This window comes from Hydrogenophaga sp. GW456-12-10-14-TSB4, assembly GCF_059424305.1.
Window position 1 is genome coordinate 1 of sequence record NZ_JBWKZH010000044.1, and the last position, 21,064, is coordinate 21,064.

The window sequence follows — 21,064 nt, forward strand, 5'->3', positions numbered from 1 at the left end:
GCCTCCCAGGCCTGCCCCACCACCCTGTGGGACGTCTTCGGTGAGCTGGGCCACCCGGTGCGCGCCACCATCAGCGACATGGGCCCGCTGCTGCTCGCGCGCATGCTCAACCTCAACGACACCCAGGCCGGCGTGCTCAACCTGGTGTTCAAGATCGCCGACGACAACGGCCTGCTGCTGCTCGACATGAAAGACCTGCGGGCCATGCTGCAGCACATCGGCGACAACGCCAAGCAGTTCACCACCGAGTACGGCAACATCAGCGCCGCCAGCATCGGGGCCATCCAGCGCGGACTGATGCAGGTGGAGCAGCAAGGCGGCGACAAGTTCTTCGGCGAGCCCATGCTCGACATCAGCGACTTCATGCAGACGGTGGACGGCAAGGGCGTGATCAACGTGCTGGCGGCCGACAAGCTCATGAACGCGCCGCGCCTGTATGCCACCTTCCTCCTGTGGATGCTGTCGGAGCTGTTCGAGACCCTGCCCGAAATCGGCGACCCGGACAAGCCCAAGCTGGTCTTCTTCTTCGACGAGGCCCACCTGCTGTTCAACGAGGCCCCCAAGGTCCTGATCGAGCGCATCGAGCTGGTGGTGCGGCTGGTGCGCTCCAAGGGCGTGGGCGTCTATTTCGTGACGCAGAACCCGCTGGACATCCCCGACAGCGTGCTCGGCCAGCTGGGCAACCGCGTGCAGCACGCGCTTCGCGCCTTCACGCCACGGGACCAGAAGGCCGTGAAATCCACCGCCCAGACCATGCGCCCCAAGGCCGGGCTGGACATCGAGGCCGCCATCACCGAACTGGCCGTGGGCGAGGCCCTGGTCAGCCTGCTCGACCCCAAGGGCCGCCCGAGCGAAACCGAGCGCGTCTTCGTGGTGCCGCCGGGCAGCCAGCTGGGCCCCATCACCGACGCCCAGCGCCAGCAACTGCGGCAAAACTCGCTGGTGGCCGGCGTGTACGAAAAGGTGGTGGACCGGGAGAGCGCCTACGAGATGTTCGCCCAGCACGCGGGCCAGCGCGGCGCGGAAGAACCCGCCGATGCGCCCGCGAAGACGCCCCGCATTCCCGGCGCCGACAAGCAGCAGGCGCCGGCCGACAGCGGCGGCTTCGGCAACCTGGTCAACGAAGCGCTGTTCGGCCGCACCGGCCCGCGCGGCGGGCAGTACGACGGACTGGTGCAGACCATGGCCAAAACCGCCGCCCGCAGCGTGGCCAGCGGCCTGGGCCGACAGCTCGTGCGCGGCATGCTCGGTGGCCTGCTGGGCGGCAGCAGGAAGCGCTGACCCCGACGGGTTCACCCAAGAAAAAAGGCCCGGTCATCCCGGGCCTTTTTCATGTGGCGGCTGCAACGCTCAGCCGGCCGTGGCTTCTTCGGGCCGGGCCTTGCCTTCCTTCTTCGACAGGGGCTGGATGTCGAGCGCGACTTCGTGCGTTTCCTTGCCCGCCTCGTCCTGCTTGGTCTCGATGTCCACCGTCAGGCGCCCGCCTTCGGTCAGGCGACCGAACAGCAGCTCGTCGGCCAGGGCACGGCGGATCGTGTCCTGAATGAGGCGCTGCATCGGGCGCGCGCCCATCAGCGGGTCGAAGCCCTTCTTCGCCAGGTGCTTGCGCAGCCCGTCGGTGAACGTGACCTCGACCTTCTTCTCGGCGAGTTGCGTCTCCAGCTGGAGCAGGAACTTGTCGACCACGCGCATGATGATGTTTTCATCCAGCGCCTTGAAGCTGACCGTCGCATCCAGGCGGTTGCGGAACTCGGGCGTGAACAGGCGCTTGATGTCGGCCATCTCGTCGCCCGCTTCGCGCGGGTTGGTGAAGCCGATGGTCGCCTTGTTCATGGTCTCGGCGCCCGCGTTCGTCGTCATGATGATGATGACGTTGCGGAAGTCGGCCTTGCGTCCGTTGTTGTCGGTCAGGGTGCCGTGGTCCATCACCTGCAGCAGCACGTTGAAGATGTCCGGGTGCGCCTTCTCGATCTCGTCGAGCAGCAGCACGCAGTGCGGCTTCTTGGTGATCGCCTCGGTCAGCAGACCGCCCTGGTCGAAGCCCACGTAGCCGGGAGGCGCACCGATCAGGCGGCTCACGGCATGGCGCTCCATGTACTCCGACATGTCGAAGCGGATCAGGTCGATGCCCATGATGTAGGCCAGCTGCTTCGCGGCTTCGGTCTTGCCGACGCCGGTAGGGCCGCTGAACAGGAAGGCACCGATCGGCTTGTCCGCCTTGCCCAGGCCCGAGCGCGCCATCTTGACCGACGACGCCAGCACTTCCAGTGCCTTGTCCTGGCCGAACACCACGCTCTTGAGGTCGCGCTCCAGCGTCTGCAGCTTGCTGCGGTCGTCGTTGGACACGTTCGCCGGCGGGATGCGGGCGATCTTGGCCACGATTTCCTCGACCTCGGCCTTGCCGATGGTCTTCTTGCGCTTGGAGGGCGCCAGAATGCGCTGCGCCGCACCGGCCTCGTCGATCACGTCGATGGCCTTGTCGGGCAGGTGGCGGTCGTTGATGTACTTGGCCGACAGCTCGGCCGCCGCCTGCAGGGCCGCCACCGCGTACTTCACGCTGTGGTGCTCCTCGAAGCGGCTCTTGAGCCCCTTGAGGATCTCGATCGTTTCCGGCACGGTCGGTTCGACCACGTCCACCTTCTGGAAGCGGCGCGACAGGGCGGCGTCCTTCTCGAAGATGCCACGGTATTCGCTGAAAGTGGTCGCGCCGATGCACTTGAGCTGGCCGCTGGAAAGCGCCGGCTTGAGCAGGTTGGACGCGTCCAGCGTGCCGCCCGACGCGGCACCCGCGCCGATCAGCGTGTGGATCTCGTCGATGAACAGGATGGCGTTGGGCCGGTCCTTGAGCGACTTGAGCACACCCTTGAGGCGTTGCTCGAAATCACCGCGGTACTTGGTGCCCGCCAGCAGCGCGCCCATGTCGAGCGAGTACACGGCCGACTCGGCGAGGATCTCGGGCACGTCGCCCTGGGTGATGCGCCAGGCCAGGCCCTCGGCGATGGCGGTCTTGCCCACACCGGCTTCGCCCACCAGCAGCGGGTTGTTCTTGCGGCGGCGGCACAGGATCTGGATCACGCGCTCGACCTCGTACTCGCGGCCGATCAGCGGATCGATCTTGCCGTCCTTGGCCATCTGGTTCAGGTTCTGGGTGAACTGCTCCAGCGGCGAGGCTTTCTCGTTGCCCTTGGCTTCACTGGCTTCCTCGTTCTCGGCCGCGCTTTCGCCCGATTTGGTGGGCTCGGGCGGGTCGCTCTTGCGGATGCCGTGGGCGATGAAATTCACCACGTCCAGGCGCGTCACGCCTTGCTGGTGGAGGTAGTAGACGGCGTGCGAGTCCTTCTCGCCGAAGATGGCCACCAGCACGTTGGCGCCGGTGACTTCCTTCTTGCCGTTGCCGGTGGACTGCACGTGCATGATCGCGCGCTGGATGACGCGCTGGAAACCCAGCGTGGGCTGGGTATCCACCTCGTCGGTGCCGGCGACCTGCGGGGTGTTGTCCTTGATGAAATTCGTCAGGGATTTGCGAAGGTCGTCGATGTTGGCCGAGCAGGCGCGCAACACCTCGGCGGCGCTGGGGTTGTCCAGCAGCGCGAGCAGCAGGTGCTCCACCGTGATGAATTCGTGCCGCTGCTGCCGAGCCTCGACAAAGGCCATATGCAAGCTGACTTCAAGTTCCTGGGCAATCATGGGGCACGTCCTTTGGGCTGGGGTGATCGAAGAGGCAATCGTCTGGGTTCAAAAAGGGAAGACTGGGTCTCAGATGGGGTGGATTCGGATTTATTCAACCGGTTCACTCAGACATTGCAGCGGATGCCCTGCCGCCCGGGCGGCCTGAAGCACCTGATCCACTTTGGTGCTGGCGACATCGCGCGAATACACGCCGCAGATGCCTTTTCCTTCCAGATGGATCTTGAGCATGATCTGGGTGGCGGTTTCCCGGTCCTTGCTGAAAAACTCCTGGATGACGTGAACCACGAACTCCATCGGCGTGAAATCGTCGTTGAGCAACACCACCTGGAACATCTGAGGGGGCTGGGTGCGCTGCGCGCGCCGTTCCAGCACCACCGAGTCGTCTGCGCCCGTGCTGGGGGGAGAGACGACAGGGTTGGGTGGTTTCTTGGGGTTCTGGGTGGCCATGAAAATGATTCTAGCGGTGCGCATTGCACCGCCGCACCGTGCGGGAATACAACAGCGCTCCAGCGGCCCGAAACAGCGTTGCCATCGGGTCGACGCGGGGTGTGGCAACCAGCATCAGCCATGCCTCATTGTGAAGCGAAAGCCCGCGCGAAAACCACCGAGTTGGGCGGCATTCGTGAGCTTCTTCCCAGGCTTGGGCCTTCCCTATTTCTTGAGGCCCAGCCGCCGCGCCAGCTTGTGCAGGTTGCTGGGGTCCAGCGCCAGTTGCCGCGCGGCCGCCGCCCAGTTGTCCTGGTGCGCCGCCAGGGCCTGCCGGATCGCCTGGCGCTGGCAATCCTCGATGAGGTCGTTCATCGGCGCCGCCCTCGCGGGGAGCACCGCCACCGGCAAGGTCTCGCCGGGGGGCACCACGAGGGCATCGAGGTCCAGCATGTCCGCCTCCAACGTCACGATGTCCTTGCGGTCCGCTCCCCGGCTGACGGCCTTGAGCGCGGCCCGGCTGATCACGTGCTCGAGTTCGCGCACATTGCCAGGCCACCGGTAGCGGCGCAGCGCGTCCTCCGCCTGCACGGACAGCCGCAGGCTGCGCAGGCCCAGGCGCGCGCGGTTGAGCTCCAGGAAGCGCCCGGCCAGCAGCAGGACGTCGTTGCCGCGCTCGCGCAACGGCGGGATCGGGATGGGATAGACCGACAGCCGGTGGTACAGGTCGGCCCGGAAAGAGCCGTCGCGCACGTGGTCGCGCAGGCTCCGGTTGGTGGCCGCGATCACCCGCACGTTGACGCGCCGGGGCTGGTCCGCGCCCAGGCGCTGGATCTCGCCGTTCTGCAGCGTGCGCAGCAGTTTGGCCTGGATCGACAGGGGCAGCTCGCCGACCTCGTCCAGAAACAGGGTGCCGCCCTCTGCCGCCTCGAAACGGCCCGGCCGGTCGCTCACCGCACCGGAGAACGCGCCGCGCGCATGCCCGAACAGCTCGCTTTCGGCCAGCGACTCCGGCAAGGCCGCGCAGTTCACGTGGACCAGCGGCTTGGCAGCGCGCCGCGACAGCTGGTGCAACCGGTGCGCGAACAGTTCCTTGCCCACACCGGTCTCGCCCAGCAGCAGCACCGGCAATTCGGAATCGGCAACCACCTGGAGTTCGTGAAGCAGGTGCGCAATGGCGTCGCTCTGCCCCACCAGCTCGCTCTCCTCTCGTGGTGCCTGTGAACCGGCGGGCGACCCGCCCGTGGACAGGCGCAGCCCGCGAATCTCGGCTTCGAGCCGGGTCACGCGCACGGCGGCCTCGATCGCGCTGGCGAGTTCGGCAAGGTCGCGTTGTGCCTGGGCATTGAACGCCCCCACCTGCAAGGCGTCCAGCGTGATCACGCCCCAGCGCTCACCCTCCACGTCCAAGGCCATGCCCATGCAGTCGTGCACGGGCAGCGGCTCACCGGCGCGCTCGTCGATCAGACCGTCGTAGGGGTCGGGCAAGCTGCTGTCGTGGTGGAAGCGCGTCACGCCGCGCCGCTGCAGGATGGTCGCCAGCCGCGGGTGGTCCTTGACGAGGAAACGCCGCCCCAGCGCATCGCTCGTCAGGCCGTCCACCGCCACGGGCCGCAGGTGCTCGCCCTCCAGCTTGAGCAAGGCCACGGCGCCGCAACCGAAGTGCGCACGCAGGCTGCCCACCAGGCGCTGCAGGCGCACCGCCACCGGCAGATCGACCACCAGGTCGGTGAGCAACAGGAGATGGAAGGATGTGGTCATGGATACCGCACATGGTACATAAAACCACTTCACACACGGTAAAAAACACCACCCACAAAAAACATCGTTGATCCATAAAGAATTTTTCCTGGCACGCGGCTCGCATTCTGTTCAAGGCCAAACCGGCATGAACCACTTCGCAGGAGATCTCCATGGAACTGATCGACCAAACGCTGGGACAGCTCGCACGCCGCATTGCCGGCGCCACGCGCGTGTTCGACGACCACCACTTCGACTTCTGCTGCGGCGGCAACCAGTCGCTGCGGTCGGCCGCCCAGGCCGCGGGCGTGGAGGTGGCGCCCATCGTCGAGGCCTTGCGCGAGCTCGAAGGCCGCGCCGCCGCCGACGGCGCAAGCACCTGGGACGGCGCCTCCCCCACGGAACTCGTGGACCACATCCTGACGCGCTACCACGCGGTGCACCGCGAGCAGTTGCCCGAACTGATCCGCCTCGCGCGCAAGGTCGAGCAGGTGCACGGCGAGCGCGCCGACTGCCCGCGCGGCCTGGCGGACCACCTCTCGGCCATGGCGCAGGAGCTGGAAAGCCACATGCGCAAGGAAGAGGACGTGCTGTTTCCCATGATCGCCCGCGGGCATGGCGCGATGGCCGGTGCACCGATCACCGTGATGCGCATGGAGCACGACGAGCACGGGGCCGCCCTGCGCCGCCTGGAAGAGTTGACCGACCACCTCACCCCGCCGCGCGCGGCCTGCACCACCTGGCGCGCGCTCTACGCCGGCCTGCGCAGCTTCCGCGAAGACCTGATGGCGCACATCCACACCGAGAACAACATCCTGTTCGAGCGCTTCGCGCCGGCAGCCGTGCACTGACCCCGGAGGCACACATGGGCCCGTACAAGAAACTCTGGTTCACGCTGATCGGCGTGTTGATCGTCACCTTCTCGCTGCTGGGCTACTACGGCAGCGAGGTCTACCGGCAGGCGCCGCCCATCCCGGCGCAGGTCACCAGCGACAGCGGCCAGGTGCTGTTCGACCGCGAGGGCATCCTCGACGGCCAGACGGCCTGGCAGTCGGTGGGCGGCATGCAACTGGGCTCCATCTGGGGCCACGGCGCCTACCAGGCGCCCGACTGGACAGCCGACTGGCTGCACCGCGAGCTGACGGCCTGGCTCGAACTGGCCGCGCAGCAGACCCAGGGCAAGGCCTACGCCGCGCTGGACGGCCCGGCGCAGGCCGCGCTGCGCGAGCAGCTCAAGGCCGAGTACCGCCACAACCGCGTCGACGAGGCCCAGGTGCTCAAGCTCTCGGCGCGCCGCATTCAAGCCATCGCCCAGACCGCCGCCTACTACGACCAGTTGTTCTCGGATGCGCCTGCGCTCCAGACCAGCCGCGAGCACTTCGCGATGAAGGAAAACACGCTGCCCAGCGCCGAACGGCGCCAACAGTTGTCGCAGTTCTTTTTCTGGACCGCCTGGGCCGCCGCCACGGAGCGCCCCGGCCAGAAGGTGACCTACACCAACAACTGGCCGCACGAGCCCCTGATCGGCAACCAGCCGAGCGGAGAAAACATCGTCTGGTCCGTTGCCAGCATCGTCGTGCTGCTGGCGGGCGTGGGCTTTCTGGTGTGGGGCTGGTCGTTCCTGCGCCACCAGGACGACCCCCTGCCCGCCGCACCGGCGCGCGATCCCTTGACCACGTTCGCGCTCACGCCCTCGCAACGGGCGCTGGGCAAGTACCTGTTCCTGGTCGTGGCCTTGTTCGTGTTCCAGGTGTTCATCGGCGGGTTCACTGCGCACTACACGGTCGAAGGCCAGCAGTTCTACGGCATCGATGTCTCGCGCTGGTTTCCGTATGCGCTCACGCGCACCTGGCACATCCAGGCCGCGCTGTTCTGGATCGCCACCGGCTTTCTCGCCGCCGGCCTGTTCCTCGCGCCGCTGATCCATGGCGGACAGGACCCGAAGCACCAGAAGCTCGGTGTGGACGTGCTGTTCTGGGCGCTGGTCGCGGTGGTGGTCGGCTCCTTTGCCGGCAACTACCTGGCGATCGCCCAGGTGATGCCGCCCGAGTGGAACTTCTGGCTCGGCCACCAGGGTTATGAGTACGTGGACCTGGGACGCCTGTGGCAGATCGGCAAGTACGTCGGCATCCTGCTGTGGCTGGTGCTGATGCTGCGCGGTGTGGTTCCCGCCCTGCTCAAGCCGGGCGGTGACAAGAACCTGCTCGCCCTGCTGACCGCGTCTGTGGGGGCCATCGGTCTGTTCTACGGTGCCGGCCTGTTCTATGGCGAGCGCACCCATCTCTCGGTGATGGAGTACTGGCGCTGGTGGGTGGTGCACCTGTGGGTGGAAGGCTTTTTCGAGGTCTTCGCCACCACCGCCCTCGCCTTCATCTTCTCCACGCTGGGGCTGGTGTCGGTGCGCATGGCCACGGCGGCGAGCCTGGCCTCGGCCTCGCTCTTCATGCTGGGCGGCATTCCGGGCACTTTCCACCACCTGTACTTCGCCGGCACCACCACACCGGTGATGGCGGTCGGGGCGAGCTTCAGCGCGCTCGAAGTGGTGCCGCTGATCGTGCTCGGCCACGAGGCCTGGGAGAACTGGCGGCTCAAAACCCGCGCGGCCTGGATGGAGAACCTGCGCTGGCCGCTCATGTGCTTTGTCGCCGTGGCGTTCTGGAACATGCTGGGCGCCGGTGTCTTCGGCTTCATGATCAACCCACCCATCGCCCTGTACTACATCCAGGGTCTGAACACCACGCCGGTGCACGCCCATGCGGCGCTGTTCGGGGTCTACGGCTTCCTGGCTCTGGGCTTCACGCTGCTGGTGCTGCGTTACCTGCGGCCGGGACAGGCCTTCAGCGAGCCCTTGATGAAGACGGCGTTCTGGGGGCTGAATGCCGGCCTGGTGCTGATGATCTTCACCAGCCTCTTGCCCATCGGGGTGCTCCAGTTCCACGCCAGCGTCAGTGAAGGCCTGTGGCATGCGCGCAGTGAAGCCTTCATGCAGCAACCCCTGCTGCAGACGCTGCGCTGGGTGCGCACTTTCGGCGATGTGGTCTTCATCGGCGGCGCCGTCGCGATGGCGCTGCAGGTGGTGTTGGGGCTGTGGGGCCGTGCGCCGGCACGCCCGCGCTCACAGGCCCAGGAGGCGCAGAAAGCCTGAAGGATCGTGCGTGCGGGCGGTCGCCACCATCGCCGCAAAACAGGTCAGGGCCGCGGCGAATGCCAAGGCCTTGCCGGCGCGGGAGGGCGCCCGCTTGAGTGCCAGCGTCCCGAAGACGATGTAGGCCACCAGCAGCACGAGCTTGGCCAGCAGCCACGGCGTGGCGAAAGGGTTGAGTTGCAACACCATCAGCAGCAGCAAGGCCGCTGCCAGCAGGGCCGTGTCGATGCACTGGCTCGCGCGGCGCACCGCGGGCGCCATGGGTGCGGCGGAGCCCCACAGCACGCCCACGCCGCGCCCGGCGAACAGCCCACCGCTGAGCAGCGCCAGTGCGACGTGGGTCGCCTTGATCAAGGGGTAGAACTCTGTCAGAGACATGCGACCCTGCGCGACCGGCCTGGTGGTCTTCACGCCTCCATCGCGTCGATCATGACCTGACCGAAACCGGAGCAGCTCACCTGGGTGGCGCCGGCCATCAGCCGCGCGAAGTCGTGCGTGACCTGCTTGCTGCCGATGGCGCTGCGCAGCGCGGCGATGACCACGTCGGCGGCCTCCTTCCAGCCCAGGTGCCGAAGCATCATGTCGGCAGCGAGGATTTCGGCGCAAGGGTTGGCGTAGTCCTTGCCCGCGAACCTGGGCACGGGGCCGTGGGTGGGCTCGAAGCACGCCAGGGAATCGGAGAGGTTGGCGCCCGGCGCGATGCCGATGCCGCCCACCTGGGCCGCCAGCGCGTCGGCGATGTAGTCGCCGTTGAGGTTGAGCGTGGCCACCACCGAGAAGTCCAGCGGACGCAGCAGGATCTGCTGCAGGAAGTCGTCGGCAAAACAATCCTTGATGACGATGTCCCGGCCGGTCTTCGGGTTGCGGAACTGGCACCACGGCCCGCCGTCGAGCAAGGTCGCACCAAACTCCTTCCGGGCCAGCGCGTAGGCCCAGTCGCGGAAGCCGCCTTCCGTGTAGCGCATGATGTTGCCCTTGTGCACGATGGTCACGCTGGGCTTGTCGTGGTCGATGGCGTACTGGATCGCCTTGCGCATCAGGCGCTCGGTGCCCTCCATGGACACGGTCTTGATGCCGATGCCCGAGGTGGCCGGGAAGCGGATGCTGGTCACGCCCATTTCGTCCTGAAGGAGGCGGATCAGGCTTTGCGCCTGGGGAGAGCCGGCCTCGTACTCGATCCCCGCATAGATGTCTTCCGAGTTCTCGCGGAACACCACCATGTTGGTTTTCTCGGGTTCCTTCAGCGGCGAGGGAACACCCTCGAAGTACTGCACCGGGCGCAGGCAGACATAGAGGTCGAGCGCCTGGCGCAGCGCCACGTTGAGCGAGCGGAACGGACCGCCGGCAGGCGTGGACAAGGGCCCCTTGATGGACACCACGTGGGTGCGCAGGGCGTCCAGGGTTTCGGTCGGCAGCCAGACGTCCGGCCCGTAGACCTGGGTGGCCTTCTGGCCGACATAGACCTCCATCCAGTGGATTTTCCGACGGCCGCCGTAGGCCTTGGCCACAGCGGCGTCCACCACCTTGAGCATCACCGGCGTGATGTCCAGGCCGGTGCCGTCGCCTTCGATGTAGGGCACGATCGGTTCGTCAGGCACCTGAAGCGACATGTCGGCGTTGACGGCGATCTTCTGACCTTGGGCGGGCACGCGGATGTGCTGGTACATGTCGATGGGAATCCAGAGAGCTGAGGAAGGGAACAAGAGCGCGAATTCTAGACTCGGAGACAATGCGGGCCTGAACCGACTCACCCGCCTCACCGCATGAAACGCCTGCTCACGCCCCTGATCTGCCTGTTCCTCCTGCTGTCGGGGCCCGCCCGGTCCCAGGAAGGGCCCCAGCTCCAGCTGCCCCGCGTCGGCCTGTCGGCCGGCATGCACCTGATCCAGGCACAGGTCGCCGCCACGCCCCAGGAGCGCGCGGTGGGCCTGATGTTCCGCAAGGAGATGCCGGTCAACGAAGGCATGCTGTTCGTGTTCGAGCAGGCTTCGGGGCAATGCTTCTGGATGAAAAACACGCTGCTGCCGCTGACGGCCGCTTTCGTGGCCGACGACGGCACCATCGTCAACCTCGCGAACATGCAGCCCCAGAGCCTGGACTCGCACTGCTCGGCCAAGCCGGTGCGCTACGTGCTTGAAATGCACCAGGGCTGGTTCGACAAGCGCGGCATCAAAGCCGGCTCGCGCCTGAGCGGCGCCCCGTTCACCAAGTAAAAAGGCCACCGTTTCCGGTGGCCTTCTTTCTGCATCAGGCCTTCAGCGAGGCCAGCGCCGCATTGAACGTCTTGCTGGGGCGCATGATGGTCTCCAGCTTGGCGAAGTCGGGCTTGTAGTAACCGCCGATGTCGACCGGCTTGCCCTGCACATCGGCCAGTTCCTTGACGATGGTCTTCTCGTTGTCGGCCAGCGCCTTGGCCAGGGGCGCGAACTTGTCGGCCAGCGCCTTGTCCTCGGTCTGAGCGGCCAGTTCCTGCGCCCAGTACAGCGCCAGATAGAACTGGCTGCCGCGGTTGTCGAGCTGGCCGGTCTTGGGCGACGGGTTCTTGTTGTTGTCCAGCAGCTTGCCCGTGGCCGCGTCCAGGGTCTTGGCCAGCAGCTTGGCGGAGGCGTTGTTGTTCTTCAGGCCCAGGTCCTCGAAGCTCACGGCCAGGGCCAGGAACTCACCCAGGGAATCCCAGCGCAGGTGGTTCTCTTCCACCAGCTGCTGCACGTGCTTGGGGGCCGAGCCGCCGGCACCGGTTTCGTACATGCCGCCACCGGCCATCAGCGGCACGATGGACAGCATCTTGGCGCTGGTGCCCAGTTCCATGATCGGGAACAGGTCGGTCAGGTAGTCGCGCAGGATGTTGCCGGTGGCGCTGATGGTGTCCTGGCCGCGGATCACGCGCTCCAGGGTGTAGCGCATGGCACGCACCTGGCTCATGATCTGGATGTCCAGACCGGCCGTGTTGTGCTCGTGCAGGTACATCTTGACCTTGGTGATCAGCTGGGCTTCGTGCGGGCGGTAGGCATCGAGCCAGAACACCACGGGCATGCCGGAGTTGCGCGCGCGGGTCACCGCCAGCTTGACCCAGTCGCGGATCGCGGCGTCCTTGACCTGGCACATGCGCCAGATGTCGCCCTGCTCCACGTCCTGGCTCATCAGCACTTCGCCGGTGGCCAGGTCGGTGATGTTGGCCACGCCGTCCTCGGGGATCTCGAAGGTCTTGTCGTGCGAGCCGTATTCCTCGGCCTGCTGAGCCATCAGGCCGACGTTGGGCACGGTGCCCATGGTCTTGGGGTCGAACGCGCCGTGCCACTTGCAGAAGTTGATGATTTCCTGGTAGATGCGGGCGAAGGTCGATTCGGGCATCACGGCCTTCACGTCCTTCAGGCGGCCGTCGGCGCCCCACATCTTGCCGCTGTTGCGGATCATCGCCGGCATGGAGGCGTCGACGATCACGTCGTTGGGCGAATGGAAGTTGGTGATGCCCTTGGCCGAATCCACCATCGCCAGTTCGGGGCGGCCTTCGTGGCAGGCGTGCAGGTCGCGCTTGATCTCGTCCTGCTTGCTCTGCGGCAGCGTGGTGATCTTGTTGTACAGATCCACCATGCCGTTGTTGACGTTCACGCCCAACTCATCGAACAGCTTGCCGTGTTTCTCGAAGGCTTCGCGGTAGAAGATGCGCACGCAGTGGCCGAACACGATGGGGTGAGACACCTTCATCATGGTCGCCTTGACGTGCAGCGAGAACATCACGCCGGTCTTGCGCGCGTCCTCGATCTCCTTCTCGTAGAAGTCCAGCAGCGCCTTCTTGCTCATGAACATGGAGTCGATCACCTCGCGGTCCAGCAGCGAGACCTTGGGCTTGAGCACGATGGTCTTGCCGCTCTTGGTGATCAGCTCCATCTTGACGTCGCGCGCCTTGTCCAGGGTCATGGACTTCTCGCCATGGTAGAAGTCGCCGTGGTGCATGTGCGAGACGTGCGAACGCGAAGCCTGGCTCCACTCACCCATGCTGTGCGGGTTCTTGCGGGCGTATTCCTTCACCGCACGGGGGGCGCGCCGGTCCGAGTTGCCCTCGCGCAGCACCGGGTTCACCGCGCTGCCGGTGCACTTGTTGTAGCGCGCACGGATGTCTTTTTCCTCGTCCGTCTTCGGGCTTTCGGGGAAGTCCGGGATCTTGTAGCCCTTTTGCTGCAGCTCGCTGATGGCGGCCTTCAGCTGCGCCACCGACGCGCTGATGTTGGGCAGCTTGATGATGTTGGCCTCGGGCTTGAGCGTGAGCTTGCCCAGCGCGGCGAGGTCGTCGCTGACGCGCTGCTCTTCGGACAGGCACTCAGGGAAGGCAGCCAGCACGCGCCCGGCCACCGAGATGTCGGCGGTGGTAACGTTGATGCCCGCGGGCGCTGCAAAGGCGCGGATGACGGGGAGAAACGCACTGGTGGCCAGCAAGGGGGCCTCGTCCGTCAGGGTGTAGATGATGGTGGGTTGCTGGCTGCTCATTGCTTATCTCCAGAGGTTGTTGGGTACGGCGCCGACCGGCATCCGCGCGGGTCGCGCGGATACGGTGGTCGGTATCCCGTGATTGTGCTTTCAGCGCAAGTGCCAAGACTTCGTTTTTGGGATCACATTCCCACAATACAAAACACGCGCGAAAAAATTTGCATGCAATCGGGGATCAGGACAGCAAAAAGGGCTCGAAGGTCACCCCTCGAGCCCTTCATGCTGGCGCATGCAATCAGGCGAAGTTGGCTTCGGCGAACGACCAGTTCACCAGCTTGTCGAGGAAGGTCTCGACGAACTTGGGACGCAGGTTGCGGTAGTCGATGTAGTAGGCGTGTTCCCACACGTCCACGGTCAGCAGGGCCTTGTCGCCCGTGGTCAGGGGGGTGCCGGCGGCGCCCATGTTGACGATGTCGACCGAGCCGTCGGCCTTCTTCACCAGCCAGGTCCAGCCCGAACCGAAGTTGCCCACGGCGGACTTGACGAAGGCTTCCTTGAACGCGGCGTAGCCGCCCCACTTGGCCGTGATGGCCGCGGCCAGCGCGCCGGAAGGCTCACCGCCGCCGTTGGGCTTCATGCAGTTCCAGAAGAAGGTGTGGTTCCAGATCTGGGCCGAGTTGTTGTAGATGCCGCCGCTGGACTTCTTGATGATGGACTCGAGGTCCATGTTCTCGAACTCCGTGCCCTTCTGCAGGTTGTTCAGGTTGACCACATACGCGTTGTGGTGCTTGCCGTGGTGGAACTCCAGCGTCTCACGGCTGTAGTGCGGGGCCAGGGCGTCCAGGTCATAGGGCAGTTTGGGAAGGGTATGTTCCATGGGGTTCCTCTTGCGTTGGTGTTGTGAAATGGCGCGCTTGGCCGCCGACGGCGGGGCACAAGGCAATCGGGCCTCCGCATTGTAGGCAAGGCCGGTGACGGCAGAGCGATCAGGGTTTCTCAGCCATCCACCCGCACGTCCAGCGCGCCATCGGCCAGCGTGGCGCGCAGCGCTTGTCCCGGCCGGGCCTGGGCTGCGCGCGTGAGGGCCATCCCCTGCTCATCGGTAAGAAAGGCATAGCCCCGCTGCAGGACCAGTTGCGGATCGAGCAGGCCCAGCGCGGTCTGGCCGCGCTGCAGCCGCTGCCGCTGCATCTCCAGGGCGCGCTGCAAGGCCTGCGGCAGCCTGACCTGCAGGGTCTGCAGGCCGTTGTGATGGCGCTGGAGGGCCAATGAACCGCTGCGTTGCAAGGCGTGCTGCAGGCTGGCCAGTTGCCGCTGGCTGTCGTGGATGCGCCCGGACGGCCGCCCGAGCCGCTGGGTCAGGCGGTCCAGGCGCTGGCCGCGCTGATCGATGTCGCGGTACATGCCGTCGTTCAGGCGCTCCTGCAGATAGCTCAGCTCGCCCTGCCGCTGCACCTGGGTCGGCGCACACAGCTCGGCCGCCGCCGTGGGTGTGGGGGCGCGCAGATCGGCCACGAAATCGGCCAGCGTGAAGTCGGTTTCATGCCCCACGCCGCACACCACCGGCATTGGAGCCTGCGCGATGGTGCGAACCAGTGCCGGGTCGTTGAACGACCACAGGTCTTCCAGTGAACCGCCGCCCCGCACCAGCAGCAGCACCTCGCTCTCACCGGTGTCGGCATGACGCCGGTACGCGGTTTGCAATGCCGTGCACAGCTCGGCCGCCGCCTGCATGCCCTGCACCGCCGACGGGTAGATGGCCACCGGGATATGAGGCACCCGCCGCTTCAGCGCGGTAACCACATCGCGCAGGGCCGCGGCACCCAGGGAGGTGACGATGCCGATGCTGCGCGGCTGGGCCGGCAGCGGCCTTTTGCGGGCCTCCTCGAACAGCCCCTCGGCCTCCAGCTGGGCCTTGAGCTTGAGGAATTGCTCGAACAGCGCGCCCTGGCCGGCGGGCTGCAGCGACTCGACGATCAGTTGCAGGTCGCCGCGCGCGCCATAGACGTCGAGCTTGCCACGCGCCTCGACCAACTGGCCGTCGCGCGGGGCAAAACTCAGCTGGTCGGCCGAGCGCCTGAACATGGCGCAGCGCACCTGGCCGGTGTCGTCCTTGAGCGAAAAATAACAATGGCCGCTGGCCGCGCGCGAGAACCCGGAAAGCTCCCCCCGCACCGCCACGGGATTGAACCGGGCCGAGAGGGTGTCGGCCACGGCTCGCATCAGCGGGCCAACCGCCCACACACGCCGCGCAGCAGGCGGATCGGCATCAAAAAAGGATTCAGCCAAGCGCATCTCCGAGGCAAATGTGTCCACAAGCCGCGCCATTGCTGGAGATTTCCGCATCACCCCCAACGGAGGCGCCCCATGGCGCCAAGAGCCTTGATTCCAAAGGCATTTGCGGTGCCTGTTTTGTGATCGAAGTGGCGCGGGCCCTGCCGGGACGGGGCCTCGAACGCATGGCGGGTGAGTTTTTCACAAAGTTATCCACAGAATTTGTGCATCGCGGAGAAGAATCGGCCGGACCGGCTGGACGGCGCAGGCGGGAGCCGAATGGTCGGTCCCTTCGAGGGGCCCCGGATGGGCCTGAGACATAATCGTTCGCACCCTCAAGGCCACCCGCGTCCGGTGGCACAAGCCTGGAGTCCTGATTTGTTTTCCATCATACAAGCCGCTGGCTGGCCCATCTGGCCCCTGATCGCCTGTTCCGTGCTCGGGCTGGCCCTGGTCATCGAACGCTTCGTGAGCCTCAAGTCGCGCAAGATCTTCCCGCCCAAACTGCTCGATGAAGCCATCATGGTGTCGCGCAACGGCATCCCGGGCCCGGACGTGGTCAAGCAGCTCGAACAGAACTCGGTGCTGGGCGCGGTGCTCGCCACCGGCTTTCGCACCTACAACATCAACCCGCGCGCCACCGAAGACGATCTGCGCGCCAGCCTGGAAGGCGCGGGCCGCGAGGCCGCTGCCAAGCTGCAGCGCTACCTGGGTGCGCTGGCCACGATCGCCTCGGCCGCTCCCCTGCTCGGCCTGCTCGGCACCGTGATCGGCATGATCGAGATCTTCGGCTCGCAGGCGGTGGACACCGCCGGCGCCGTGCCCGGCATGGGCAACCCCGGCCAGCTTGCGCACGGCATCTCCATCGCCCTGTACAACACCGCCTTCGGCCTGATCATCGCCATCCCGGCGCTGATCTTCTGGCGCTACTTCCGCGCCCGGGTGGACAGCTACCTGCTGTCCATGGAACTCGCGGCCGAGCGCTTTGCACGCCACCTGCTGAGCCTGCGGAAGCCCACGCTATGAACTTCCGCACCGGTGAGCACGATGAGCCCGAGATCAACCTGATCCCGTTCATCGACATCCTGCTGGTGGTGCTGATCTTCCTGATGCTCACGACCACCTACAGCAAGTTCACCGAACTCAAGGTGAACCTTCCCGTGGCGGATGCGCAGGCGCCCAAGCAGAACCCGAGCGAGATCGTGGTCGCGGTGGGCGCCGACGGCCGCTACTCGATCAACCGGCAGGTGCTCGAAGGCGCCGGCGTCGAGGTGCTCACGCGCGTGCTGTCCGAAGCGTCCAAGGACAACCGGGACACGGTCATCGTCATCAGTGCGGACGCCGCCGCCACCCACCAGTCGGTCATCAATGTGATGGACGCGGCCCGCCGGGCCGGCCTGGTGCAGATCACGTTTGCGACCCAGCAGGCAGGCGCCCCTGCCCGCGGAAAATCCTGACGCACCCCACGTGCCCGCCATGAGCCAGGCCCAGGGGCAGATGCGGCAAGCCGCCTGGCTGCAGCTCGCACAGCGGCGAGGCCCGTTGAACGCCCTGCTCTGGCCGGTCTCCCTGCTGTACCGGTGGCTCATGGCGCTTCGGCGCGGGCTGTATGCCTGCGGGCTGCTAGAGGTCCACCAGCTGGATGTGCCGGTCGTGGTGGTCGGCAATGTGGTGGTCGGCGGCGCCGGCAAGACGCCCTGCACCATCGCGCTGGTGAGCCACCTTCAGGCCCAAGGCTGGCACCCGGGCGTGATCTCGCGCGGCCATGGCCGGAGCGCCACCGGCGTGACCCAGGTGAGCGCCACCACCTCCGCCAGCGAGGCGGGCGACGAACCGCTGCTGATCCACCAGCGCACCGGCGTGCCGGTGTGCGTGGCCGCCCGACGGGTCGAGGCGGGGCGTGCCCTGCGCGCCGCTCACCCGGAGGTGGACATTCTGGTGTGCGACGACGGGCTCCAGCACCTGGCCCTGGCACGGCAACTCGCCATCGTGGTGTTTGACGACCGTGGCGTGGGCAACGGCTGGCTGCTGCCCGCCGGCCTGCTGCGCGAACCCTGGCCACCCGCGCGCCAGTCTCGCTTCAGACCCGACCTCCTGCTGCGGCAGGTCCGCACCGACGCCCCGCCGCCCACCGCGGTCGCGGCACCGGGCATGCCCGGTTTCCAGGCGGTTCGGCAACTGGCCGCGCACGCCGTCGGCCCCCAGGGGCAGCGCATCGAGCTGTCCCAACTGAACGGCCAGGCGCTGACCGCCGTTGCGGGCATTGCCCGACCCGAGGTGTTTTTCGACATGCTGGAGAAGCGCGGGCTCGGACCCGTGTCGCGGCGGCCCCTGCCGGACCACGCGGAACCGGCCGCCTATGTCGAGGTGCTGCGCGGTGCGCCGCAGACCCTGGTCTGCACCGAGAAAGACGCGACCAAACTCTTTGCCCAGCTCCCGGCGGACGGCTCGGTGCAGGCCTGGGCCATCCCGCTCGAACTCACCCCCGACCCGGCGTTCCTGGCGGCTGTCGATGCCCATCTCGCCCGCTGGCGCCCCGGCACCTGAATGCCTTGAGGGTGCGCCGCGCGACTATCATTCCGGCATGGACACCAAACTGCTCGAACTGCTGGTCTGCCCCGTCACCAAGGGCCCCCTGATCTTCGATCGCGACAAGCAGGAACTGCTCTCGCGCAGCGCGCGACTGGCCTACCCGGTGCGCGACGGCATCCCCATCCTGCTCGAACACGAGGCCCGCACGATCAGCGAAGAGGAAGCGGCGCGTCCCTCGGCGCCCGCGCCGCTTGCATGAGCTTGAGCACCCCGGCGGCCGACTTCACCGTCCTCATTCCCGCCCGGCTGGCGTCCACGCGCCTGCCCGACAAGCCCCTGGCCGACATCGCCGGCCTGCCCATGGTCGTGCGGGTGGCACAGCGCGCGATGCAGAGCCACGCCTCGCGCTGCGTGGTGGCAGCCGACGATCCGCGCATCGTCCAGGCTTGCACCGACCATGGCGTGGAGGCCCTGCTCACCCGCACCGACCACCCCTCGGGCAGCGACCGGCTGGCCGAAGCCTGCACCTTGCTCGGCCTGGCCGACGGCGCGCTGGTGGTCAACGTGCAAGGCGACGAACCGCTGATCGAGCCCGCGCTCATCGACGCCGTGGCGGCCGAACTGCGGCGGCGGGACGACTGCGTGATGAGCACCGCCGCCCACGCCCTCGACAGCACCGCCGACTTCCTCAACCCCAACGTGGTCAAGGTGGTGCTGGACCGGGCGGGCACGGCGCTGTACTTCAGCCGCGCACCGATCGCCTGGTGGCGCGACGGCATGGCGCCCGGCCAGCCCATGGGGGCGCTGCCCACCCCGGCCCCGCTGCGCCATGTTGGCATCTACGCCTATCGCGCTGGCTTCCTCCGGCAGTTTCCCCTGCTGGAGCCTTCCACGCTGGAGGCCACCGAGTCGCTCGAACAGCTGCGCGTGCTGTGGCATGGCCACCGCATCGCGGTGCATGTGACGGCCCAAGCCCCGGGCCCCGGGGTGGACACACCGCAGGACCTTCAGAGGGTCCGCGACCAGCTCGCCAAGCCCTGATTTGGCGGCCTGCGGGGCGGCGGCGAGGCCTTTTTCTGTCAGCCAGAGCGAAGGGTGCCCGTGCTATCCTCGGTCGGTTGCCCTGGCTCCCACGCCCCGGGGCGGCCGCTCGAGACAAGCGGCCACGCCATTGAAACTCTGAAAAAGGAAAGCGATGAGACTGATTCTTTTGGGCGCCCCGGGTGCCGGCAAAGGAACGCAAGCCACGTTCATTTGCCAAAAGTACGGCATCCCCCAGATCTCCACCGGTGACATGCTTCGCGCAGCGGTGAAGGCGGGCACCCCCCTGGGCCTGCAGGCCAAGGCCGTGATGGAATCCGGCGGTCTGGTCAGCGACGACCTCATCATCAACCTCGTCAAGGAACGCATTGCCCAGTCCGACTGCGCCAACGGCTTTCTGTTCGACGGCTTCCCGCGCACCATTCCGCAGGCCGACGCCATGAAATCCGCCGGCGTGAAGCTGGACTACGTGCTGGAAATCGACGTCCCGTTCGACGCCATCATCGAGCGCATGAGCGGCCGCCGCTCCCACCCCGCCTCGGGCCGCACCTACCACGTCAAGTTCAACCCGCCCAAGGTGGCCGGCAAGGATGACGTGACCGGCGAACCGCTGATCCAGCGCGAGGACGACAAGGAAGAGACCGTGAAGAAGCGGCTCGAGGTCTACAGCGCACAGACCCGTCCGCTCGTGGACTACTACAGCAGCTGGGCCCGCACCGACGCGGCCGCCGCGCCCAAGTACCGCGCCATCAGCGGCATGGGCTCGGTGGACGACATCACGGCACGCGCTTTCGAGGCACTGTCGAAGTAAGCCACACCGGCTTCCTTCAGCACCGAACACCCGGCCCCGTGCCGGGTGTTCTGCTTTCAGGGGTCAGGCCGGGCTGGAGCGCAGGCCGTAGGCCTTGCCGTCCAGAAACACATACTCCGCGCGCAGGATCGCCTCGCCCTTCTCGTCCTTGAAGGCAAAGCCCACGGTGGACAACACCGCGCCGGTCTTGACTTCGGGCATCTGCCATTGCCCGAGCCGGAACAGCGGCGCCAGCTCGATCTCCCAACGCCGGTCGCGGCGCGTGGGAAGCACGGTTTTCGCCAGCAAAGCGGCCCCGTCGATGCCCGCCGTCTGGGCCGGCAAAACGCGCTGGGCCAGATCGGCGGGCAGGCGCAGGTTCTCGGGCAACTCCAGCACCAGCTCCGCGTGCGGGTTGCGCCACTTCACGTCGACCACCCGCCCCTCCAGATAGATCGGCCGGTCCTGGTCGAAGCTGCTCCAGCCGTGGTGGGCCGCCGCCGCTCCTGCCCAGGCGCTCAGCCCCAGCAGCGCCCCGCCCTGAATCACCTCACGTCGTTGCATGGCCATCTCCTTCGCGTCACACGTAACCGATCCAACGGCCGCAGGTCAGCACCAGCAGCCACAAGGCCGACGACAGCAACATCAGCAGCCGCGCGGTGCGGTCCTGGCGCTGCAGCGATCGGCGGGCGTGGAACCAGCCGGCGTTGCACCCCGCCAGCATGATCAACACCATCTTGGCTGTGAACACCCGATTGGCCAGCAGTTCCCCGGCCTGGGTACCGAACATCAGAAGGCCCGACGCGGCCGCCAGCCCGAAGCCCACCGCCACCAGGCCCAGGCTCATCCTGGCCAACGGCTCCACAGGGAGGCTTGCTCCCCACCCGAACACCCGCAGCTCCAGCAGCGTCAGGTTGCCGAGCAGCAGCGCCACCCCCAACAGGTGGGCCACCTCCAGCATGGGGTACGCCCAGGCGTGGGCACCGAGCGCGGCGAACATC

At 66.8% G+C, this 21,064-nt stretch carries 20 protein-coding genes; 10 read left to right on the forward strand and 10 right to left on the reverse strand.

Going from position 1 to position 21,064, the window contains the following annotated elements; all coding sequences use genetic code 11:
- Positions 1-1,281 (forward strand): helicase HerA-like domain-containing protein (locus AC07ZS_RS19820; protein ID WP_494800247.1); only part of this gene is annotated, 1,281 nt, incomplete at its 5' end.
- Positions 1,282-1,350: 69 nt separating this feature from the next.
- Here AC07ZS_RS19820 and clpA read toward each other — a convergent pair.
- From clpA to norR, 3 genes are all read right to left on the reverse strand, one after another.
- Entirely contained in the window at positions 1,351-3,687 is a 2,337-nt protein-coding gene (gene clpA, locus AC07ZS_RS19825) for an ATP-dependent Clp protease ATP-binding subunit ClpA (protein ID WP_494800248.1), read from the reverse strand.
- 90 nt (positions 3,688-3,777) lie between these two features.
- Positions 3,778-4,137, reverse strand: a complete 360-nt coding sequence (clpS, locus tag AC07ZS_RS19830; protein ID WP_494800249.1) for an ATP-dependent Clp protease adapter ClpS — start codon at positions 4,135-4,137, stop codon at positions 3,778-3,780.
- 204 nt (positions 4,138-4,341) lie between these two features.
- Positions 4,342-5,877: a nitric oxide reductase transcriptional regulator NorR gene (gene norR / locus AC07ZS_RS19835; protein ID WP_494800250.1), complete on the reverse strand. Its 1,536-nt coding sequence runs from the start codon at positions 5,875-5,877 to the stop codon at positions 4,342-4,344.
- A 152-nt stretch (positions 5,878-6,029) separates the two neighbouring features.
- Between norR and ytfE the strand changes: the two genes are divergently transcribed.
- A complete protein-coding gene (gene ytfE / locus AC07ZS_RS19840; RefSeq protein ID WP_494800251.1) occupies positions 6,030-6,707 on the forward strand; it encodes an iron-sulfur cluster repair protein YtfE in 678 nt (225 codons plus the stop codon).
- A gap of 14 nt (positions 6,708-6,721) precedes the next feature.
- A complete protein-coding gene (locus AC07ZS_RS19845; protein ID WP_494800252.1) occupies positions 6,722-9,001 on the forward strand; it encodes a nitric-oxide reductase large subunit in 2,280 nt (759 codons plus the stop codon).
- Here AC07ZS_RS19845 and AC07ZS_RS19850 read toward each other — a convergent pair.
- Together AC07ZS_RS19850 and icd are read right to left on the reverse strand one after the other, a co-directional pair.
- Positions 8,972-9,379 carry a SirB2 family protein gene (locus AC07ZS_RS19850; protein ID WP_494800253.1) on the reverse strand — a complete coding sequence of 136 codons (408 nt, stop codon included), beginning with the start codon at positions 9,377-9,379 and terminating at the stop codon, positions 8,972-8,974. The two genes, AC07ZS_RS19845 and AC07ZS_RS19850, sit on opposite strands and share 30 nt — an antisense overlap.
- Before the next feature lie 29 nt (positions 9,380-9,408).
- Positions 9,409-10,668: an NADP-dependent isocitrate dehydrogenase gene (icd, locus tag AC07ZS_RS19855; RefSeq protein WP_494800296.1), complete on the reverse strand. Its 1,260-nt coding sequence runs from the start codon at positions 10,666-10,668 to the stop codon at positions 9,409-9,411.
- Positions 10,669-10,764: 96 nt separating this feature from the next.
- On the opposite strand from icd, the gene AC07ZS_RS19860 reads away from it, so the two are divergent.
- Positions 10,765-11,214 carry a DUF192 domain-containing protein gene (locus AC07ZS_RS19860; protein ID WP_494800254.1) on the forward strand — a complete coding sequence of 150 codons (450 nt, stop codon included), beginning with the start codon at positions 10,765-10,767 and terminating at the stop codon, positions 11,212-11,214.
- A gap of 34 nt (positions 11,215-11,248) precedes the next feature.
- Here the strand turns inward: AC07ZS_RS19860 and AC07ZS_RS19865 are convergent, their stop codons facing one another.
- From AC07ZS_RS19865 to xseA, 3 genes are all read right to left on the reverse strand, one after another.
- Positions 11,249-13,486: an NADP-dependent isocitrate dehydrogenase gene (locus tag AC07ZS_RS19865; RefSeq protein ID WP_494800255.1), complete on the reverse strand. Its 2,238-nt coding sequence runs from the start codon at positions 13,484-13,486 to the stop codon at positions 11,249-11,251.
- A 235-nt stretch (positions 13,487-13,721) separates the two neighbouring features.
- A complete protein-coding gene (locus AC07ZS_RS19870; RefSeq protein WP_494800256.1) occupies positions 13,722-14,303 on the reverse strand; it encodes a superoxide dismutase in 582 nt (193 codons plus the stop codon).
- Between the two features lie 119 nt (positions 14,304-14,422).
- Positions 14,423-15,721: an exodeoxyribonuclease VII large subunit gene (xseA, locus tag AC07ZS_RS19875; RefSeq protein WP_494800257.1), complete on the reverse strand. Its 1,299-nt coding sequence runs from the start codon at positions 15,719-15,721 to the stop codon at positions 14,423-14,425.
- Between the two features lie 357 nt (positions 15,722-16,078).
- On the opposite strand from xseA, the gene AC07ZS_RS19880 reads away from it, so the two are divergent.
- The 6 genes from AC07ZS_RS19880 to adk all read left to right on the forward strand — a co-directional run bounded on the left by AC07ZS_RS19880 (position 16,079) and on the right by adk (position 20,084).
- Positions 16,079-16,726: a MotA/TolQ/ExbB proton channel family protein gene (locus AC07ZS_RS19880; RefSeq protein ID WP_494800258.1), complete on the forward strand. Its 648-nt coding sequence runs from the start codon at positions 16,079-16,081 to the stop codon at positions 16,724-16,726.
- The gene (locus AC07ZS_RS19885; protein WP_494800259.1) at positions 16,723-17,157 is read left to right on the forward strand and encodes an ExbD/TolR family protein; all 435 of its coding nucleotides are present in this window, start codon (positions 16,723-16,725) and stop codon (positions 17,155-17,157) included. Before AC07ZS_RS19880 ends, AC07ZS_RS19885 begins: the two co-directional genes overlap by 4 nt.
- A gap of 19 nt (positions 17,158-17,176) precedes the next feature.
- Positions 17,177-18,247: a tetraacyldisaccharide 4'-kinase gene (lpxK, locus tag AC07ZS_RS19890; RefSeq protein ID WP_494800260.1), complete on the forward strand. Its 1,071-nt coding sequence runs from the start codon at positions 17,177-17,179 to the stop codon at positions 18,245-18,247.
- A 37-nt stretch (positions 18,248-18,284) separates the two neighbouring features.
- Complete coding sequence (locus AC07ZS_RS19895; protein ID WP_291117088.1) at positions 18,285-18,491, forward strand: Trm112 family protein; 207 nt, start codon at positions 18,285-18,287, stop codon at positions 18,489-18,491.
- On the forward strand, positions 18,488-19,273 hold the full coding sequence (kdsB, locus tag AC07ZS_RS19900) for a 3-deoxy-manno-octulosonate cytidylyltransferase (RefSeq protein ID WP_494800261.1): 786 nt from the start codon (positions 18,488-18,490) through the stop codon (positions 19,271-19,273). Before AC07ZS_RS19895 ends, kdsB begins: the two co-directional genes overlap by 4 nt.
- Positions 19,274-19,427: 154 nt before the next feature.
- Entirely contained in the window at positions 19,428-20,084 is a 657-nt protein-coding gene (gene adk / locus AC07ZS_RS19905; protein WP_494800262.1) for an adenylate kinase, read from the forward strand.
- 63 nt (positions 20,085-20,147) lie between these two features.
- Here the strand turns inward: adk and AC07ZS_RS19910 are convergent, their stop codons facing one another.
- On the reverse strand, positions 20,148-20,633 hold the full coding sequence (locus AC07ZS_RS19910; protein WP_494800263.1) for a DUF6152 family protein: 486 nt from the start codon (positions 20,631-20,633) through the stop codon (positions 20,148-20,150).
- 10 nt (positions 20,634-20,643) lie between these two features.
- Positions 20,644-21,063: a hypothetical protein gene (locus tag AC07ZS_RS19915; protein WP_494800264.1), complete on the reverse strand. Its 420-nt coding sequence runs from the start codon at positions 21,061-21,063 to the stop codon at positions 20,644-20,646.
- Position 21,064: the final 1 nt, after the last annotated feature.

Coding starts and splice junctions, on each gene's coding strand:
- clpA (WP_494800248.1), bottom strand. CDS start 3,687: ATGATTGCCCAGGAACTTGAAGTCAGCTTGCATATGGCCTTTGTCGAG.
- clpS (WP_494800249.1), bottom strand. CDS start 4,137: ATGGCCACCCAGAACCCCAAGAAACCACCCAACCCTGTCGTCTCTCCC.
- norR (WP_494800250.1), bottom strand. CDS start 5,877: ATGACCACATCCTTCCATCTCCTGTTGCTCACCGACCTGGTGGTCGAT.
- ytfE (WP_494800251.1), top strand. CDS start 6,030: ATGGAACTGATCGACCAAACGCTGGGACAGCTCGCACGCCGCATTGCC.
- AC07ZS_RS19845 (WP_494800252.1), top strand. CDS start 6,722: ATGGGCCCGTACAAGAAACTCTGGTTCACGCTGATCGGCGTGTTGATC.
- AC07ZS_RS19850 (WP_494800253.1), bottom strand. CDS start 9,379: ATGTCTCTGACAGAGTTCTACCCCTTGATCAAGGCGACCCACGTCGCA.
- icd (WP_494800296.1), bottom strand. CDS start 10,668: ATGTACCAGCACATCCGCGTGCCCGCCCAAGGTCAGAAGATCGCCGTC.
- AC07ZS_RS19860 (WP_494800254.1), top strand. CDS start 10,765: ATGAAACGCCTGCTCACGCCCCTGATCTGCCTGTTCCTCCTGCTGTCG.
- AC07ZS_RS19865 (WP_494800255.1), bottom strand. CDS start 13,486: ATGAGCAGCCAGCAACCCACCATCATCTACACCCTGACGGACGAGGCC.
- AC07ZS_RS19870 (WP_494800256.1), bottom strand. CDS start 14,303: ATGGAACATACCCTTCCCAAACTGCCCTATGACCTGGACGCCCTGGCC.
- xseA (WP_494800257.1), bottom strand. CDS start 15,721: ATGCGCTTGGCTGAATCCTTTTTTGATGCCGATCCGCCTGCTGCGCGG.
- AC07ZS_RS19885 (WP_494800259.1), top strand. CDS start 16,723: ATGAACTTCCGCACCGGTGAGCACGATGAGCCCGAGATCAACCTGATC.
- lpxK (WP_494800260.1), top strand. CDS start 17,177: ATGAGCCAGGCCCAGGGGCAGATGCGGCAAGCCGCCTGGCTGCAGCTC.
- AC07ZS_RS19895 (WP_291117088.1), top strand. CDS start 18,285: ATGGACACCAAACTGCTCGAACTGCTGGTCTGCCCCGTCACCAAGGGC.
- kdsB (WP_494800261.1), top strand. CDS start 18,488: ATGAGCTTGAGCACCCCGGCGGCCGACTTCACCGTCCTCATTCCCGCC.
- adk (WP_494800262.1), top strand. CDS start 19,428: ATGAGACTGATTCTTTTGGGCGCCCCGGGTGCCGGCAAAGGAACGCAA.
- AC07ZS_RS19910 (WP_494800263.1), bottom strand. CDS start 20,633: ATGGCCATGCAACGACGTGAGGTGATTCAGGGCGGGGCGCTGCTGGGG.
- AC07ZS_RS19915 (WP_494800264.1), bottom strand. CDS start 21,063: ATGTTCGCCGCGCTCGGTGCCCACGCCTGGGCGTACCCCATGCTGGAG.